The organism is Edaphobacter sp. FHG110511_03 (genome assembly GCF_059115365.1).
Genome location: NZ_JBZYWL010000004.1, coordinates 686,760 through 702,569, shown reverse-complemented (window position 1 = coordinate 702,569; position 15,810 = coordinate 686,760). Strand labels below are relative to the sequence as shown.

General features: G+C 55.4%; 11 protein-coding genes. 2 read left to right on the top strand and 9 right to left on the bottom strand.

What is annotated here, in order from left to right; genetic code table 11:
* Positions 1–21: 21 nt before the first annotated feature.
* Both AC5S26_RS19620 and AC5S26_RS19615 read right to left on the bottom strand, forming a co-directional pair.
* Positions 22–2,271, bottom strand: coding sequence for a beta-galactosidase (locus tag AC5S26_RS19620; RefSeq protein ID WP_494186616.1), 2,250 nt, complete (start codon positions 2,269–2,271; stop codon positions 22–24).
* Positions 2,272–2,364: 93 nt separating this feature from the next.
* A complete protein-coding gene (locus AC5S26_RS19615; protein WP_494186615.1) occupies positions 2,365–5,754 on the bottom strand; it encodes a TonB-dependent receptor in 3,390 nt (1,129 codons plus the stop codon).
* A 360-nt stretch (positions 5,755–6,114) separates the two neighbouring features.
* Here AC5S26_RS19615 and AC5S26_RS19610 point away from each other — a divergent pair, with 360 nt between their 5' ends.
* Entirely contained in the window at positions 6,115–6,840 is a 726-nt protein-coding gene (locus AC5S26_RS19610; RefSeq protein ID WP_494186614.1) for a FadR/GntR family transcriptional regulator, read from the top strand.
* Positions 6,841–7,004: 164 nt separating this feature from the next.
* Here the strand turns inward: AC5S26_RS19610 and AC5S26_RS19605 are convergent, their stop codons facing one another.
* On the bottom strand, positions 7,005–7,658 hold the full coding sequence (locus AC5S26_RS19605; protein WP_494186613.1) for a hypothetical protein: 654 nt from the start codon (positions 7,656–7,658) through the stop codon (positions 7,005–7,007).
* Complete coding sequence (locus tag AC5S26_RS19600) at positions 7,659–9,071, bottom strand: selenium-binding family protein (RefSeq protein ID WP_494186612.1); 1,413 nt, start codon at positions 9,069–9,071, stop codon at positions 7,659–7,661.
* Between the two features lie 170 nt (positions 9,072–9,241).
* Between AC5S26_RS19600 and AC5S26_RS19595 the strand changes: the two genes are divergently transcribed.
* Entirely contained in the window at positions 9,242–9,580 is a 339-nt protein-coding gene (locus AC5S26_RS19595; RefSeq protein ID WP_494186611.1) for a hypothetical protein, read from the top strand.
* Between the two features lie 177 nt (positions 9,581–9,757).
* Here the strand turns inward: AC5S26_RS19595 and AC5S26_RS19590 are convergent, their stop codons facing one another.
* The 5 genes from AC5S26_RS19590 to AC5S26_RS19570 all read right to left on the bottom strand — a co-directional run bounded on the left by AC5S26_RS19590 (position 9,758) and on the right by AC5S26_RS19570 (position 15,500).
* Entirely contained in the window at positions 9,758–10,315 is a 558-nt protein-coding gene (locus AC5S26_RS19590) for an outer membrane beta-barrel protein (protein ID WP_494186610.1), read from the bottom strand.
* Positions 10,316–10,324: 9 nt separating this feature from the next.
* Entirely contained in the window at positions 10,325–12,238 is a 1,914-nt protein-coding gene (locus AC5S26_RS19585; protein ID WP_494186609.1) for an NHL domain-containing protein, read from the bottom strand.
* A 94-nt stretch (positions 12,239–12,332) separates the two neighbouring features.
* On the bottom strand, positions 12,333–12,842 hold the full coding sequence (locus AC5S26_RS19580) for a GNAT family N-acetyltransferase (protein WP_494186608.1): 510 nt from the start codon (positions 12,840–12,842) through the stop codon (positions 12,333–12,335).
* A gap of 68 nt (positions 12,843–12,910) precedes the next feature.
* Entirely contained in the window at positions 12,911–13,480 is a 570-nt protein-coding gene (locus tag AC5S26_RS19575; RefSeq protein WP_494186607.1) for a phage tail protein, read from the bottom strand.
* A 124-nt stretch (positions 13,481–13,604) separates the two neighbouring features.
* Positions 13,605–15,500, bottom strand: a complete 1,896-nt coding sequence (locus tag AC5S26_RS19570) for a DNRLRE domain-containing protein (protein ID WP_494186606.1) — start codon at positions 15,498–15,500, stop codon at positions 13,605–13,607.
* Between the last annotated feature and the right edge of the window lie 310 nt (positions 15,501–15,810).

Here is a 15,810-nt window from a genome sequence, read left to right as displayed (position 1 = left end):
AACGGCTATTGTCAGCGAGCATTATCGCAGTGCAATGACAGCAGCATCCCTCGCAGGCACATTGACCATTGCCTGCTGTCCCGACACCTTGATATTGAGCTTCCCCCATTTATCTTCACCCGCGGAAAACTTGCCGAGGTCCGGAGAGAGTGTGACTGCGATCTGACGCGCAGTCCTGGTAGGGTTTGTCACCCACAGGTAACTTCCCCCTGCCCCCTGATGCACACGAGCTTGCACCTCATTGTCGTTGACACTCACTCTTGGAGTAATGCCAGCCATCTTGAGGAAGCCAGCGAACAACGCCTGGGTCTCTTTACCATGGTGCAGATAATAGCCCCCACCGGGGAATGACCCCATCAGCAAAGTGCGACCTTTCCCCGTTTGGTTCTCAATCGCTGCAATCGTGCCGTTTGGGTAGTGGCCTACAGCCTTGCCGCCCTTGATTTCGTATTGCTGGAAGAAATAGCGGCCATAGATGTTATTGCCGTTAACCTCCATCTTCAGATCGTTATGGATGTCGGCTAAAAACTCGACATAGGTCTCACGACCACCAAAGAGCTCGTCCAAGCCATAGTTCGGCTGCACCTGGCCCACATGACCATGTTCACCGAAGTAAGCAGGGAGACCCTCACAGATTAACGTGCCCCCCTTACTGACATACTCCTTGAGCTTGGCCACTGTCTCTGGCCGCATCATCACCGGATAAGCGAGGTAGATCAGTTTGTACTCATCGATATTCTCGAGCGCAACAAAGTCCGGCTGGATGTTCTGGTCAAAAAATGCCTGATAGGCACCGCGCAAAGACTCTGAGTAGAATTCGGTCGAAAGCTGCTGGACGTAGTTGAAAATCTCCGCTTCAGGAACGAACAGCAAGCCAACATCTCCGCGCACAGGTTGCGATTTCCAGATCTCGGGATGTGCGTTAGCCCAACGTACCGTCTTCCCAACCATCTCGGCGCGAGGCGTCACGGAGCCGTCCATTCCTATGGCTCCAAACGCTCCAAAGAGAGGACCGTCCAACAGCGGACGATAGCGACAGTACAGTAACCCTCGAGCCCCACCCGCGAAGGAGATCATATTCCAGATGCGCACATCTTCCGGTTCTGTAACGCGACCGTCTTCACGTGGCTTTCCAATGAGCTGGGGCTGCATCCACAAGGGTCCGCCCTGCGCCTCTGCGTGCCAGAATGGTTTTCCACGCGCGCCCGCCCGCGTCAGGTCAAAGGATTGCCACTGACGCCATGGCTCCGTGCCGTGACGGGACTGCACCCAAGTCAGGCCGTAAACATCGACTCGTTTAGCTGCCATCCACTCGTTATGTACGGCAGATGGATAGCTCTCGAGTGTTCCCGCAACACCATGGCATGTCACCAGATGTTTTGGGTCGAGTCGACGATAAAGCTCAATCCGCCAGTCAAACAGATCGTAGGCTTTATCAATGCGATGTTGGAGCCAATCCAGGCTCTCCGGATAGCCTGAAAAATCGTGGGGCGGCTCAATGTCTTCCCACTCCGCAAAGCTGGGGCGATGCCAAGTCTTGCAGACTGTGTCCAGGGATCCATACTTCGTTTTGAGCCACTCGTGCAGCTTCTTCTTACTCGCTTCGCAGAAGCAGTTTGTCTTACCGGGCCGACCACCGTCATAGGTAGTCTCATTCCACAGGTCATATCCTAGCAATGCGGGATGGCCGCGATAATGTTCGATCAACTTGGTGTGGAAGTTCTCCGCCAAGGCTTTTACCTCGGGATTATCGAGGCATAGTCCCGGAAATCCGCCCACGCCGCTGCTGGCCGATACGCTACTATGCGCGACCGAATCATCACTCGCCTTATATCGGGCATTCGGAAATTTGCGGAACGCCCACTCCGGTGCTGCGGTGTCGAGTGTCGCGATAATGACCTTAATATTGTTTTGCGCGGCAAGGTCCATCATCTTGTCATAGTCGGCCCAATCCCACTTGCCGGGAGCTACCTCGAGTGCCGACCACATGAACCAGTGACGAAATGTATTCATGCCGAGCTGTGATGCCGTCTTGTGATCGCGCGCCCAATCTTCCATAGGTGGATTCGACTTGCGAAAATAAACGCCGCCCGCGGGGAACACCGATCCCATGTCGACTTGAACAGCTGGCATCGTTACAGCCGAGCCGCCCTCCTGCCCAACCATCGACCCCAAAATGGGTTGCGCGTATCCGGCTGCGGAGGACGCGGTAATCATCGCGGTAGAGAGCAGGAAGTCTCTTCTAGTTATTTCGTTACGGTCATCTATCATTGTCGCTCCGGTGAGGTGGGATGGCGCTGTGTAAGCACCGTCATCTTTTATATGATCAAAGTCTTAACATTCGCTGCTGTCACTTCATAGTTCTCAGTAGTAAATCTTCAGTGAGAACTGTATCTGTCTGCCTGTAGCCGAGCCATTGGAGAGCTTTCCGAAATTCGGATTGCTTGCATTGCAAGCAGCACCGGGAGCTCCCTGACAGGTCAGGCTCACATCATTGGCGGCTGGCAGTGTGAAGGACGGCGTGTTGGTCGTGTCGAAGAACTCCGCACGAAACTCCGCATAGGATCGATCGGAGTAGTGAAAGTCTTTGAATATCGAGGAGTCGAGATTCCTATAGCCAGGTCCTGTTGTTGGGAAATGGCCACAATCGCCAAAGGTCTGAACGCTCTGCCCCTGCGCTCCTACTGTAGTCACCGGAACCGTGAAGGCAGCGGGATTGAAATATCCATTGACACCCGGGTTCGGTAACTTCTTCGAAACGCCAGGCACGCAACTGGCTACGTTGTAGGTGTTGAAGACCGGTGGGAGAACATTCGTACGGATGTCCGTCGGAAAGCCTGTGCGTAGAGTTCCGATACCGTTGATAATCCACCCACCCACAAACTTGTCGAGAACTCCACTGTTGTTCAGAAACGCCCGCTTCTGGCCAAAGGGGAGCTCATAGCTCGCACTCACTGTGAAGTTGTGCATGACATTGATCGGCGCCAGCCCATTCTCTCGTCGAGGTTCATAGGTGCCGATCGCGATGGAGGTTCCACCGTTCTGCGTGAAAGCATTCGGCCCGCTACCCCCAGTTTCAAGATTTTTCTGCAGCGAGTAATTGGCCAGTACGCTGAGACCGTGCGAAGGACGCATCTCGAGTTTGACATTGCCGGCGTTGTAGTTCGAGGTTGCGGTCGCGAAGATCGTCAAGATCTGTCCATTGATATAAGGGAATGGGCGATTCGCCTGCTTGTTCAGACCGGCCAGCGCCTGCGAGAAAGGGATCTGATTCTGGTCTTGAAAGAGAGATGCAAGGTCACTACCTTTCGCGCCACTATAGGAGACTTCCAGGACGGTCTTATTCGTGAGCTGGTACTGCAGATCCAGGTTATATTGCTGCAGCATAGGATTTCCAGCATGGTTGAATGCCTGTGTTCGGAAGGAAGAGCCAAGTGGTTTTGCAGCAGAAAATCCACTGAGATCGGTACTGACCGGCAGCGCCTGAATCGGGGTGTTCATCGTAAAGGGAGGAGTCACCGTCTGGGCTGCCGAGACGTTTGGCAGCGAAACGAGCGGGATGTTTGGGGGATTATCGGAGAACTGTGTGGTCTGTTGATTCTGATCTTTGAGACCATAGAAAATCCCATAGCCTCCACGTGCCACAAATTTAGGTGTGATCTGATAGGAGAGACCGACGCGAGGGCCCCAATTGTTGTGGTCCCCATCCACCATCGCGCAGCTATAGCCGCCCTGACACGGAATCGCATATTTACCGGTGCGAATGTCGAAGAGACTCCCTAAATTGCGAGCATCGATTGGCTGCGTATACAGCTCGTAACGAATGCCGACGTTAAGCATCAGCTTCGGAGTGATCTTCCAATCGTCCTGGATGAAACCACCGAAGTAGGAGTCGCGCTGCCGCCCCCACTGCAACATGGGAGCTCCGAGAATGCTCGATGGATATCCCAGGAGAAAGTCCGCAAAGGGAAGGCCCGAACCGGCAGAATCAGAACTCGAACTAAACACCGCACCATAGTACTCCGCCGCGAAGACAGGCGAGCCGCGCAGAGTATTGAGTCGAGCATTGCGAAGGTCAATGCCAAACTTAACAGCATGCTTGCCGCGTGCCCAGGAGATGCTATCGCCAATTTGGCCGCGGGTCTCGATGTTGTTGTTCAAATCGCCACCGCCGACGGTGGTGAACTCCTGGGTACCAGCCTGTACGCCAGAGTAGTTGAAGTTGATAGTTCCGAAACCCGGCACAGGCCCCGGAAAAAGAGCAAAGTTGTTTTGCTGCGCAAATGGGACACCTGCCTGACCCGTGCCGGATAGGCTTCCATTATGTCGGATCAAACCAAAGCGGAACTCGTTGATCATCGTTTGCGTGAAGAGGTGCACGTCGGTCAGCGCCAGCTGCATCGAATTGTCCACTGCTGGTGAACCTCCACCGAGAAAACCTGTAAAGGATCCGACAGCAGGTTTGGTATTGTTGCTCTTCGAGAAGCTGCCATAAAGAGTGTTTTTGGAGGAGACGGTGTAGTCGATGCGAACGTCTCCCTGATCGGTATTGGAAAACTGCGGTGCTTGATAAAAGTAATTGCGCGAAAGATCGCCCGGACTACCAAAGTTCGGCACCGGGATCATGTTCACGATTGCAAGCGCCGTCTGGTTCAACATCGCAGCGGGGATTCGATTACCCGGAAACGGACTGGCAACAACTGTGCCGTTTGGCCCGATATGCCGGGTTGTGGGGTCATAGATCTTGATAGGACTGCTGGAAAAATCGCCGGTGCGGAACGCCGCTGGAGGAAGACTAGAAATAGAGTTGCCAGATCTGGTGCTTTGCCGCGTGCCTTGATAGTCGACGAAGAAAAAGAGCTTCTTTTTCAGAATGGGCCCGCCCAAGGTAGCGCCAAACTGGTTCTGGTGAAACGGCGGACGTGGAAGACCAGCAAGATTCGTAAAGTAGTTATTTGCGTCGAAGACATTGTTGCGCAAAAACTCGAAGAAGACGCCATGGAATTGATTGGAGCCGTTCTTGAGTGTCGTGTTGACGACAGAACCAGCTGCATGGCCAAATTCAGCCGGGAAATTATTGGTCTCAACCTTGAATTCTTGAACAGCATCGACCGACGGAACAATTGCGATGCCTGTGCGTCCGATGGCTCCCTGATTCGTGACTGTATTGTTATCCACTCCATCCAGCGACACATCAACCGCAGTGAAGCGACCGCCGCCCGCTACGAATGGAAGGTTAGACTGCACACCGAAGAGCTTCGTCGTGTTGCCCACGAGAAGTCCCAACTCGAAGGGATTACGTCCATTCAAAGGCATATTGAGAATCTGCTTCTCCTCAACCACCTGCCCCAGCGAAGAAGTGGCCGAATCGACCAAAGGTGCTGAAGCTTCGACTTCGATGGACTGACCCACCGTGCCCGGTTGCATATTGATCGTGAGGTTGAGGGTTTGGTCGACCCGCAGGGTAATGTCGGTCAAGGTCTTGTCTGCAAAGCCCGTCGCGGTAACGGTGATCGAATATTCGCCCGGCGGAATGACCGGAGCGTTGAAAGCACCCGAATCGTTCGTCTTCGTTTCGCGCATAGTGCCGTTTGCGATGAGCGTTAGCCTTACGTCAGCGTTCGGCAGCGCGGCGCCTGAACTATCCTGCACCTGGCCAGTAATCGTACCCGTGGAAGTCTGCGCAAGAAGTGCGCCCGAACAGAGGATGAAGAACCCAAGAACCAGATGCTGCTTCGTTAGCCCGAACGCCATTGCGAATCTCCTCCTGCTGCCAGAAAGGGGGATGCGGCAGAGTGATTGCTGTTCAATAAACCGCAAAGGTACATTGGACTGACCTTTACGGAAACAGCAAGACGATACGGACCGAACAATCCTCCTGTCAAGGATTTCTCCAAGAAAAACTTTGAACGCCTCTTTGCCGGGTGAACTTCGTTCGCGATTCCGTTGGGCCTTTCGTGGGAACGTCCCTTTTGCTCCACTCAGCGGGATTTGGACGACATGGTACCCTCAGTGTGTTCGGACACTGTTTTGGAAATAATCTAGGTTTAGATCTTTAGCGTTCGCCTCTCTGAGAACCTGATCTCTCAAGAGCATAGGAGATGGAATTACACGATGCCTCGTCCCCTCAAGCCGGTGAGGGCTTTACCGCGTACGACGCTTACCGAGGCCGCCTTCGAGCAACTGATCGAATATGTGGTCAAGGGAACCTGGAAGGCTGGAGACCGCCTCCCTCCCGAGCGTGAACTCTGCCAGCAGTTTGGCATTGCTCGCACATCGCTCCGCGAGGCTCTGAAGGCAATGGAACTCGTAGGCATGCTCGACAGCCGTGTAGGCGACGGAACGTTCGTTTGTCCCCGATCTGAATTTCTCTCCCGTCCTCTTCTCTGGGCCTTTACAGGTACGGATCACGAAGAACTCGTCGAGATCATGGAGGCTCGTGCCCTTGTAGAGGAAAAGCTCGCAGGATTGGCCGCTGAACGTGCATCCCCTGAGGAGGTCGCACGGATTGGAGAGACAATCCGGCAGATGCGCGACGCCATTGCAGCTGGGACATCGATTCTTGAGGCCGATATGGCTTTCCATCTGGCCGTGGCTGAGGCAGCACACAACGAGGTGCTGCGGAACGCCGTTCAACTCCTCCGGAATATTACCCGCCAGTGGCTGCAATATAAGGTTCAGATTCCGAACGTGGCGGCGGCCGTTTTGAAACGACACGAATCCGTCTATCGAGCGATCGCTTCACGCAAACCAAATGCTGCAAGCCTCGCGATGCGAAAGCATCTTGAAGAGACGCAGCGATTGGTCATTCAAATCGTCGCAAAATACGGATCCCGTTGAACATCGTCAGATCGGCAAGGATCGAATAGGATCTCTCCATTTGAGAAATAGCTTCTTCCTCAGACAGGCAACTCGATAGCCTCGTCTGCCGGCAACATCGAGTTCCCTACCCCAACAACCTATATAGATAGGTGCCCATGCGCGCAGGGATGAGGTAACCAAGGCTACATCGCCAAGGTGATCAGGCCAGTGACCACGAGCGCTACGGCCCATATGAGGTTGAGGTTGAGCCATGCCTTGCGCAGGATCGCGAGGCCAAACTTGCTGTAGACCACCCAAGCGATCAGCCCAGTGACTACAAGATAGCCTGTCGTATGGATCCCAGTCGCAACCAGCGCAGCAAGAGGACCGCCGGCCACAGATGTTTGGTGGTGCCCTGCCATGTGGTTCGCCGCCTCGACTGCGTTGCTGCCCAGCAGAACTGGTACCACCATCAAACCCGCGCCGTGCGCCGAGGCTATCAGAAACGACCAAACCGTCAGGTCCCGGAAGCGGACTTGCATGCGGACCCAACGTGGGTGATGATGTCGCACCAGGGAGTAGGCCCCAAGACCGAGCAGGACCGCGGCGACGGGATAGCGTATAGCCTCCGGCCGCAGCCTCATGCCAAGAAACACTGCTGCCAGCACCACGGTTCCGATGGCCAACGCGTGGCCGAACGCGATAGGGACGATCGCTCTCGCAACTGCAATCCCCTTCCCCTCCTGCATACCCAGCGCCACCGCGAAGAGCCATCCCATTCCAGGGTTGATTCCGTGGTAGGCGCCAAGAAGCAGCATTACCCACAGAGCCGTCGCGCCCATCTCCCCGTGCGCCATTTAGGCCTTCGAATAGCAGTAGGAGTCAGAGGAAGCGTCACCGCCTTCCAGTCGGATCTGGTGAGCACGCAGCCCATCGAACTCCACGAAGAATCCTTCGTCGAATTTCATTCCGCCGTTCGGATCAGCATCAAGCTTTACCATCCAGCTCTTTACCCCATCGGGATAGAACTGCTCATCCCACGTAGAGTAGAGCGAGTTGGTGAAATACACACGCTTGCCGTCGCGGCTGACTTCGACCATCTGTGGGCCACCGTTGAGAGCCTGATTGGGTTTGGCCGGGTGGGCCGCGTGGCGCACGATGCCGCCGATGTGGACCGAGCCTGTCTTCTTCGGCTTAACAGGATCGGAGACGTCATACTGGATGAACTCACCAGTCCCCCAGCACGAAACATAGAGAAAGCGGTCGTCGAGTGACAGGTTGATGTCCGTTATCAGTGGTGGCACTGCCTTGAAGCCCTGCAGCAGGGGCGGCAATGTTTCTGCATCGGCAGGCTCGGCGGGGATCTCAATAACTTTGCGGACGCTCCACTTGCCGTTCTTGCCCCCATCTTCGCGATACCACATCCAGATCGAAGCAGAAAGGTCCTTGAGTGAAACGACCACACCCGCGAATCCGTACGTCTTATTCGGATCGTGGGAGGGCCGAAGCTCGAGCACCATCTGTTGCTCTGAGCCCAAGTCAATCTCTTGTAGATGGCGCCGTTTGTCCAAATCCCAGATATGAAGCTTGTGGCCGTACTTGCCGCCCAGCAGTAACTCCGGGTTCACCCCGTCTTTCACCATGTTCGGCGTGCCCCATTCGGACGTGATCATGGTGTCGTGCCCCAGGTGCCACCAGAAGTCATAGGCCAATTGCTGAGGTCCGCGATCCTGTTCCCACGACCCCTTCAACTCAAAAGTGTTTGCATCCATCAGAAAAATGCCGCCGGGGCCGTCTCCGTTGGCCGATCCGAGTGCACTGCCATAAATGCCGTCCGGGCCACAATGAATCGTGTGCGGTGACGTATAGCCGGTATTCTTGATGAACTCTTCGGGCTCAATCACCTTCACGATCTTCGGTTGCTTGGGATTCGCCTTGGTATCTAGTACGTAAATCCGCGATGACCCGATGCCCGGTACGATCAGATAACGACGCTCCATGTGCGGGTGCGAAGCCTGCGGGCAAAGACACGCGCTGCAAGCATTCCAGCCGAAATGGTGTAACTCATTATCGCCACGCGGAAAATCCACTTGTCCGACAAGCCGACCATACTCGGCTGAACCTGGATCGAGGTCAATGACGCCCATGGCGTCGTGCTGATCATTCTTGCCGACGTTCAACAGCGCAACGTAAGCAAGGCGTTCTGGTGGGGCCTGCATCGCCATACCAGGTGAGGGATAAAAGGTGGGGTCCGGACGCATTAAAGGCATATACATATCCTCCCTCGGCGGAAAACCTTGACTGGGCCCATGTTTCATTCAGTGGGTTTCAGTCACGAAGGCCAAAGGAAAAAGCGTGACCGAGGAACCCGTACAGCTGAGGCAAAATGTCTGGCCGGGAGACGCCTCCCAACGTCTGCAAACCCTAAGGAGGACATCAAATGCGCAACTCTCGCCTTGCAGCGATATTACTCGCCCACCTCCTCCGGCGCCACTTCGCGCACAACTTCCAATCGGTGCGCAAATCAGCGATTCGAGACATTGCGGTGAATGGACACAGCACCGGCAAAGTGAAGTATGGCTCGCCCTCTCACCCGGACGACAGGCAAGCCGGAAGCTCGGTACTCGCCTCACAAACGCTTGGCAACGCATCTTTGCTTGTGCTCGAAGGATACGGCCACACCAGCGACGTCGATCCCAGCGCCAGCCGTTCCCTTGAAACGCGAAACCCAATCCGACAGATATCCACAAGAAAAGTCTTGACGCGCCTGTTAAAATAGATCCAGAGACAAACAAAAAAGCCCGGTCTGTGCCGGGCTTTTCTCATGCTCTAAAAAAGCGGGCGGTGCAGGTCGAAGTCCGGACCTAAAGTCTCTACTTTGAAGACTTTGCGCAAATTCGTATGGGGGGGGGGGGACAGACTATTCACGATGCATGACCGCTCGAGTAAAACATCTCTACTTCATTCGAAAGACGATGCCCGCTCCGATGCGCAAACTATTCTGTTCATCGTTTGCATTGTTGGGTAAATATGTCCTGAGGTAGTCGACCTGCACGACGCGCACACCGATGTGACGCGAAAGACCGTAATCCAGTCCGCCGCCTGTAGTAAATGCGAAAGAGTTTGCGGAGGAGACGGCTCCGCCGGGATGAGGAAATGTCGAATCGAAGCCGTGAACGCCCCCAATGAGAAACTGCGCGAATGGCTTTAATCCATGTTTCAGATGCAGTGAATAGCGAGGGCCGGCCAAATAAGTGAGAAGCGAGAGATCCACACCCGACCCGGTGATATTCGATGCATGAGCGCCGCTTATCTCCCCTGCAACAGAAAACCTTCCGAACACTCGATAAGAGCCATCCGCCCTGCCTCCCTGCAGGCTAAAGCAGCCGCACTCTCCTGCAGGACCGTTGGAGCGCTGCAATTCGTAGCTGACGGAGGCATCGATCTTCGATTGTGCCGAGGCTGTCAGTGCTCCACAAAGCAGCGCGCCAACCAGCAGTTTGGTTGTTCTCAAGTCTCTCTCCTACTGCACAGTCAGAGTTACGGTTGTGCTCTGGCTTACTGCGGGACTGGATCCTGCTGCGGCGCCGGTAGCCGTAACGGTGAGGGTGTAGCTCTTCTGCGGCTGCGTAAAGAATCCGCCGGAACCACATCCGGACAGGGCTGCAGCTCCCGCGAGAAGGAGCAGGCAAAGGATACGGCTGCTTAGCGCAATCGCCGACATCTTCTTCCGCGTACGTCGACTGAAGAAGACGGGCAGCGATAACAAGCTAAGAGCGAAAGGCATCGATGGAGGTTTTGTCGACCTGCCGAGTGACGCAGCCTGCTTCGGTGTCTGAACCGTCAGGGCAGATGAGACAGCTCCGGAAGTGCCTGCAGCAATCGACGATGGAGCGAAGCTTGCCGTAGCCCCACTGGGCAGGCCAGCAACTGTCAGAGTAACTCCGCTGCCGAACGTTCCGGATTGTGGAGTCAAGGTGAGCTGATAGCTTGCCGTTGCGCCTGGCACGACAATTTGGGTCGCTGTTGCTGCAGCGATCGAGAAATTGTTTGGTATCTGCGGTGCAGTTGCCACAACGACAAAGACGCCGCTCGTAATAGCAGGGTTGAGTGCATCGCCAGGATAGGTCGCTGCGAAGCGATGCGTTCCGGCTGCAATCCCAGCGAGGCTAATGGTCGCAACATTATTTTGCAGAGAAGCAGTTCCGAGGGTGCTGGCACCGGTGGTTACATCCAGAAAGGTGACAGAGCCTGTCGCTTTTGAAGCTCCATTTATGAGGGTGGCCGTTAAGTTGCCGTTCCCGATGACGATCGGGGATGTACCGGAGAGAACGAGAGCCGCTGTTCCAGAATTTCCAAGACCGGCTACGGTGTTGATGTTGGCGTTCAAAATCGCGCGGACACGCTGGTTGTTGGTGTCGGCTATCGCGGCTGTTCCAGAGATGATCGCAACCGCGTGTGGCGTATCAAACATTCCCATATTTGCAGGTCCGGTATCGCCCGAGAATCCCTGCGTTCCGTTGCCCGCTGCAGTTGAGATTGTGCCGGCGCCATTGATATTGCGGATTCGATGATTGTCGCTGTCGGCAACGTAGATACTTCCGTCTGCCGCTGCAGCGACTCCGCGGGGCGTCGCCAAACCTGCTGAAGTCGCCGCTCCACCGTCGCCAGCAAAGCTCTTCGTGCCGTTTCCCGCGACTGTAGAGATAAGCCCGGAGCTCAATGTTACTTTGCGTACACGCTGATTGAGGGTGTCTCCAATGTATAGATTCCCCGCTGCATCAACAGCGATGCCGCTTGGCGAATCGAGCCCTGTTTGAGTAGCCGCGACGCCATCGTTCAAATAGAGCTGTTCTCCATCGCCTGCGACGGTGGTAATCGTAGTGCCGGAGATCTTGCGAATGCGGTGATTGTTTGTGTCTGCGATGTAGAGATTGCCTGCGGCATCTACAGCAAGCGCCGTTGGCAGATTCAATAAAGCGGAGGCAGCCGCACCTCCATCACCTGAGAACCCGGCTGCTCCCGTGCCGGCAATCGTAGTGATTGTCCCGGAGGTGACTTTGCGAATGCGGTTGTTGTGGGTATCGGCTATATAAATATTCCCTGCCGCGTCGACTGCAACACCAGCCGGTGAGTCGAGCACCGCACTCTTCGCCGAGCCGTTATCGCCGGAGTATCCCTGCTCTCCTGTGCCTGCAACCGTGCTGAGAATGCCAACCGGGCTTACCTGAAGGATGAGATTGTCGTCAGTATCTGCGATATAGAGATTGCCTGCTGCATCGAAGGCCACACCCGCCGGCCGCATTAGAACGGTTCCCGTCGCCTCTACGAGAGTAGCTCCATCCGCCCGAGGCTGTAAGCGCGCCAGTGTGCTTTTTTGCGCGGCCGTTTGCGCAAAGGCTGCTGCGCAAAACATAAGCAGCGCCATGTAAGACATCGAACGCCTCATCCTAAGCCAGAGCAACTTCTGCGATCTGGGAATTCCTATTTTTGCCATACCAGCTTTCACTTCCCCAATGTCATTACGAAGTTCATAGAGCGCTCCACTCCATCTGCGCATACAGCAAATCCTGACTCACCATCGTGAAGCCCAAGCGGTCATAGAGGCGCCTGGCGGGGTTGGTGTGCAGAACCTGCAACCTGAACTTCAGCCCCTCTTGAGCGCACTGACGCTGCACTCCCTGAAGAACCAGCCGACCAAGTCCCTGGTTCTGATAAGCCGGGAGGACAGCCAGATCGATCCCTAAAATTGCGTCTTCCTGGCGAATCACTAAGTGCCGGCCGACCCGTCTCTCAACCTCTCCTTCTTCGTTTAGGCAGAGGATCAGATCTTCGGCATCGGGATACTGGGCGGCGTAGGTCAGCTTGCGTCCGCGAAATTGCATCTGCAGCAGTTGCTCGCGCGCGGCCATACTCATATTCCAGTTTGTCGTCGCGGTCGGCTGAGTTGCGAGATAGAGCTGCAGTAAGAAGTCCTCATCTTGGGCGACAGCGTGACGAAGCTGGACATTCGTTACTTCAGAATGGACTATTCCTGTCACCTTGTTGTGTTTCCTTCCTGCTCAAGTAGGGAGAACGTGTGCCGGCTGTCGGCCGGCACACGCTTGATTTAGCCACGCGATGGGAAAATACCCTGCAGCGCAATGATGAAGGTTACGGCCAGGTAAGGTTGCTGAACACTGATCGGAATGCCACTTCCTGCCATGCCAGAGACATATGGCGCCATGGTCTGGCCTGCAGTCGCAGATGCAGCGAAGGTGTTTACGGTGATCGTTCCGTGGGTGCTCGGTGGGGTGAACGTTGCAGTGACCGCATCGACAGCAGGATAGTTGTTCACGGGGGTGGTCGCCGTACCGGCAACGTTCGAACAGGGCGGTGCAATTGGGTGTGCGTGCTGCGGCAGATTGGAGGTTAATATGGACACATTATTGGATCCCGCCGACTCGCCAATGGTTACCGTAGGAAGTCCCGGGCCTGTTCCCCAATGCTCAGGTACGCGGCCCTGAAGGTTCGGAAGAGCGAAGGTCGTTATGCCATCTCCTCCGTAGGTCGTTCCTAGAATTGAGAAGAGCGCGGAGTTTTGCGCGATGGAAAGCAGTTGTCCGTTGCAAAGAGCCCATCCACTAGGAGCGAAGTTGCCCGCGAACATAATGATCTGACCGAGATACGGTTGCGCCACTTATTTCTCCTTACTTGTTGCACTGCGTCTTAGGTATGGGCTCATTGCTCTGTTAGCCCGCCGTCTTATCGTGATGATTGTTTCTGGTAGAGGTACATATCGGTTACGTGTTTGGCGTCTCGAACTACTGACAATGCAGCGACACGGAGACGGTGGCGAGAGGCACGAAGGATCCATTCGTAGTGAAGGAGGTGCTCGTCGCCTGTAGTGCAACGGTATCCCCTGCTGCGATGGCTACGGACTGCCCCGTGATCTGAGCTGACGCAAGAGTGTTTGTGCTTGTCGGAGTAATACCCTTGGTGAGGGCGGTAGCAACACCGTTACGGAAGAGCGTGATGTTTATGGGAGAACCAAAATTTCCAAACCCCGACTGGCCGGATGTAAGGAACATCGAGTCGAACGTGCATGCCTGCGGGAAGGTCGTTGCGAACTGATTGTAGGTTAGAAACGTGCCTACATTGGAGGGATCGTAACTGCTGTTGAGTGAGAAAAACTGTGTACTGCTGTTGGCCTGCCCCAAGATCACGCTGGCCATGAAGATATGCGACCCACTGCCAGCCGGACCTGCCGGGCCTGTAGCTCCGGTCGCTCCTGTCGGCCCGGTAGGGCCTGCAGGGCCTGTAGCTCCAGTCGTTCCCGTTGCTCCGGCTTGAGCGATCAACGCCCATTTGACATTGCTGGTCGGTGGGTCGAAGCCAGCGTTACCATCTGCCAGAGAGATATAGCTCGAACCGTTTGTCGAACATGTCGTCGAGCAAAAGACCACCTGTCCTGCTGAATAAGTAGTGGCAGGCGCATAGTTCGAAGCGAAGCTGAATGAGCCCGTCGCACCTGTGGCACCTGTCGGACCGGCTGGGCCTTGTGGTCCCATTGCCCCTGTAACTCCAGTGGCGCCCGTTGGCCCGGCAGGACCGATAGCTCCTTGGGGTCCTACTGGTCCGATCGCGCCTGTCGCACCTGTCGTTCCTGTGGCACCTGTCGGACCGGCTGGGCCTTGTGGTCCAGTCGCTCCGGTAGCACCGGGGACTCCCGTAATGCCTATTGGACCGATAGGTCCTACAGGTCCGATCGGGCCTGTGGCTCCGGTGGCGCCGGTAGCGCCTGGAGTTCCGGCCGCTCCTGCCTCCGCAATGAGGGCCCACTGCGCACTGCTGGCCGGCGGATCGAACCCAGTATTGCCATTGACCAATGAGATATAGCTCGAGCCATTTGTCGAACAAGCTGTTGAACAAAAGACGACCTGACCTTCTGTGTAGGTCGTGGCGGCCGCATAGTTCGATGCAAAGCTGAAGGTGCCTGCGGCTCCGGTCGGACCCGCCGGACCAGTTGCACCATTCGCTCCAGCCGGCCCCTGAATCCCTGGAACTCCCTGCGGCCCTTGTATACCTGGAACACCCGCAGCCCCCTGAATCCCCTGAGGCCCGGTCGTTCCTATAGGGCCAGCGGGACCTACAGGTCCTTGGGAGGTAACCGTTATATCCAACTGCGCAAGATGCGATGTCTCGTCATTCTCTTTACTGTCGAACAGGATATTTGCCCCCGCAGAGGAGAGAGCGATGCCGTAGTTGCTCCCGGGAGTCGTCAGCCATCCCTGTACGAGCGTGGTAACGTCTATCACCGCATATTGATTGACATCAGTAACGGAGAAGCTGGACAACGCAGGCCCCAAGGCTGGAAGCGTAGCATTCGTCACCGCCAATTCGTCCCACGTAGAGGTGACAGGTTGTAAGTTGATACTTCCCGGCGCATTGACGCGATTTACATAGAGCCTCAAGGTAGCGTGGCCGATCTGCGCGGCGGTTGTTCCAGCGGGCAAAGATGATGAGAGGTCGAACCGAATCAAGGCCGTGTTGCCGTTGCCCACATACAGATTCGATAACCTGCCGAAGTTGAGGTTAGGGCGGGCAGAACTTACGCTTGCATCGGCAACGATCGTGGCATCCGTAGCCATAGCAGCCGGCACAGCAATGGCAGAAATAAACAGCGCCGCACCTAAACGCAACGCAACGGCTCTCATCATGATCTTTCCTCTCCTCACAAGGCACAACTCATCGGCAGAGAATTTGTACCCAAACCTCGCGATTCGCGAATCTTGGGTCTTGTTCCCTGTATTTCTTGAACTAGCTGAATGGCACTTACGTGACAAAAAGGCGCACGAAGTGTCATCGCACTATTTCAGCGGACTTGCAACTTTCAACTGATCAATCAGTCGACGATAAAGACATCGACCGATTTTGAGAAGCGGCGGATGGCAAGCAAAAGAGAATTTACATCGTTAGTTGTAGATCGTCATTCCCATTTTGGGAAAGCCGCGAAGCGTGAAGGCTCGG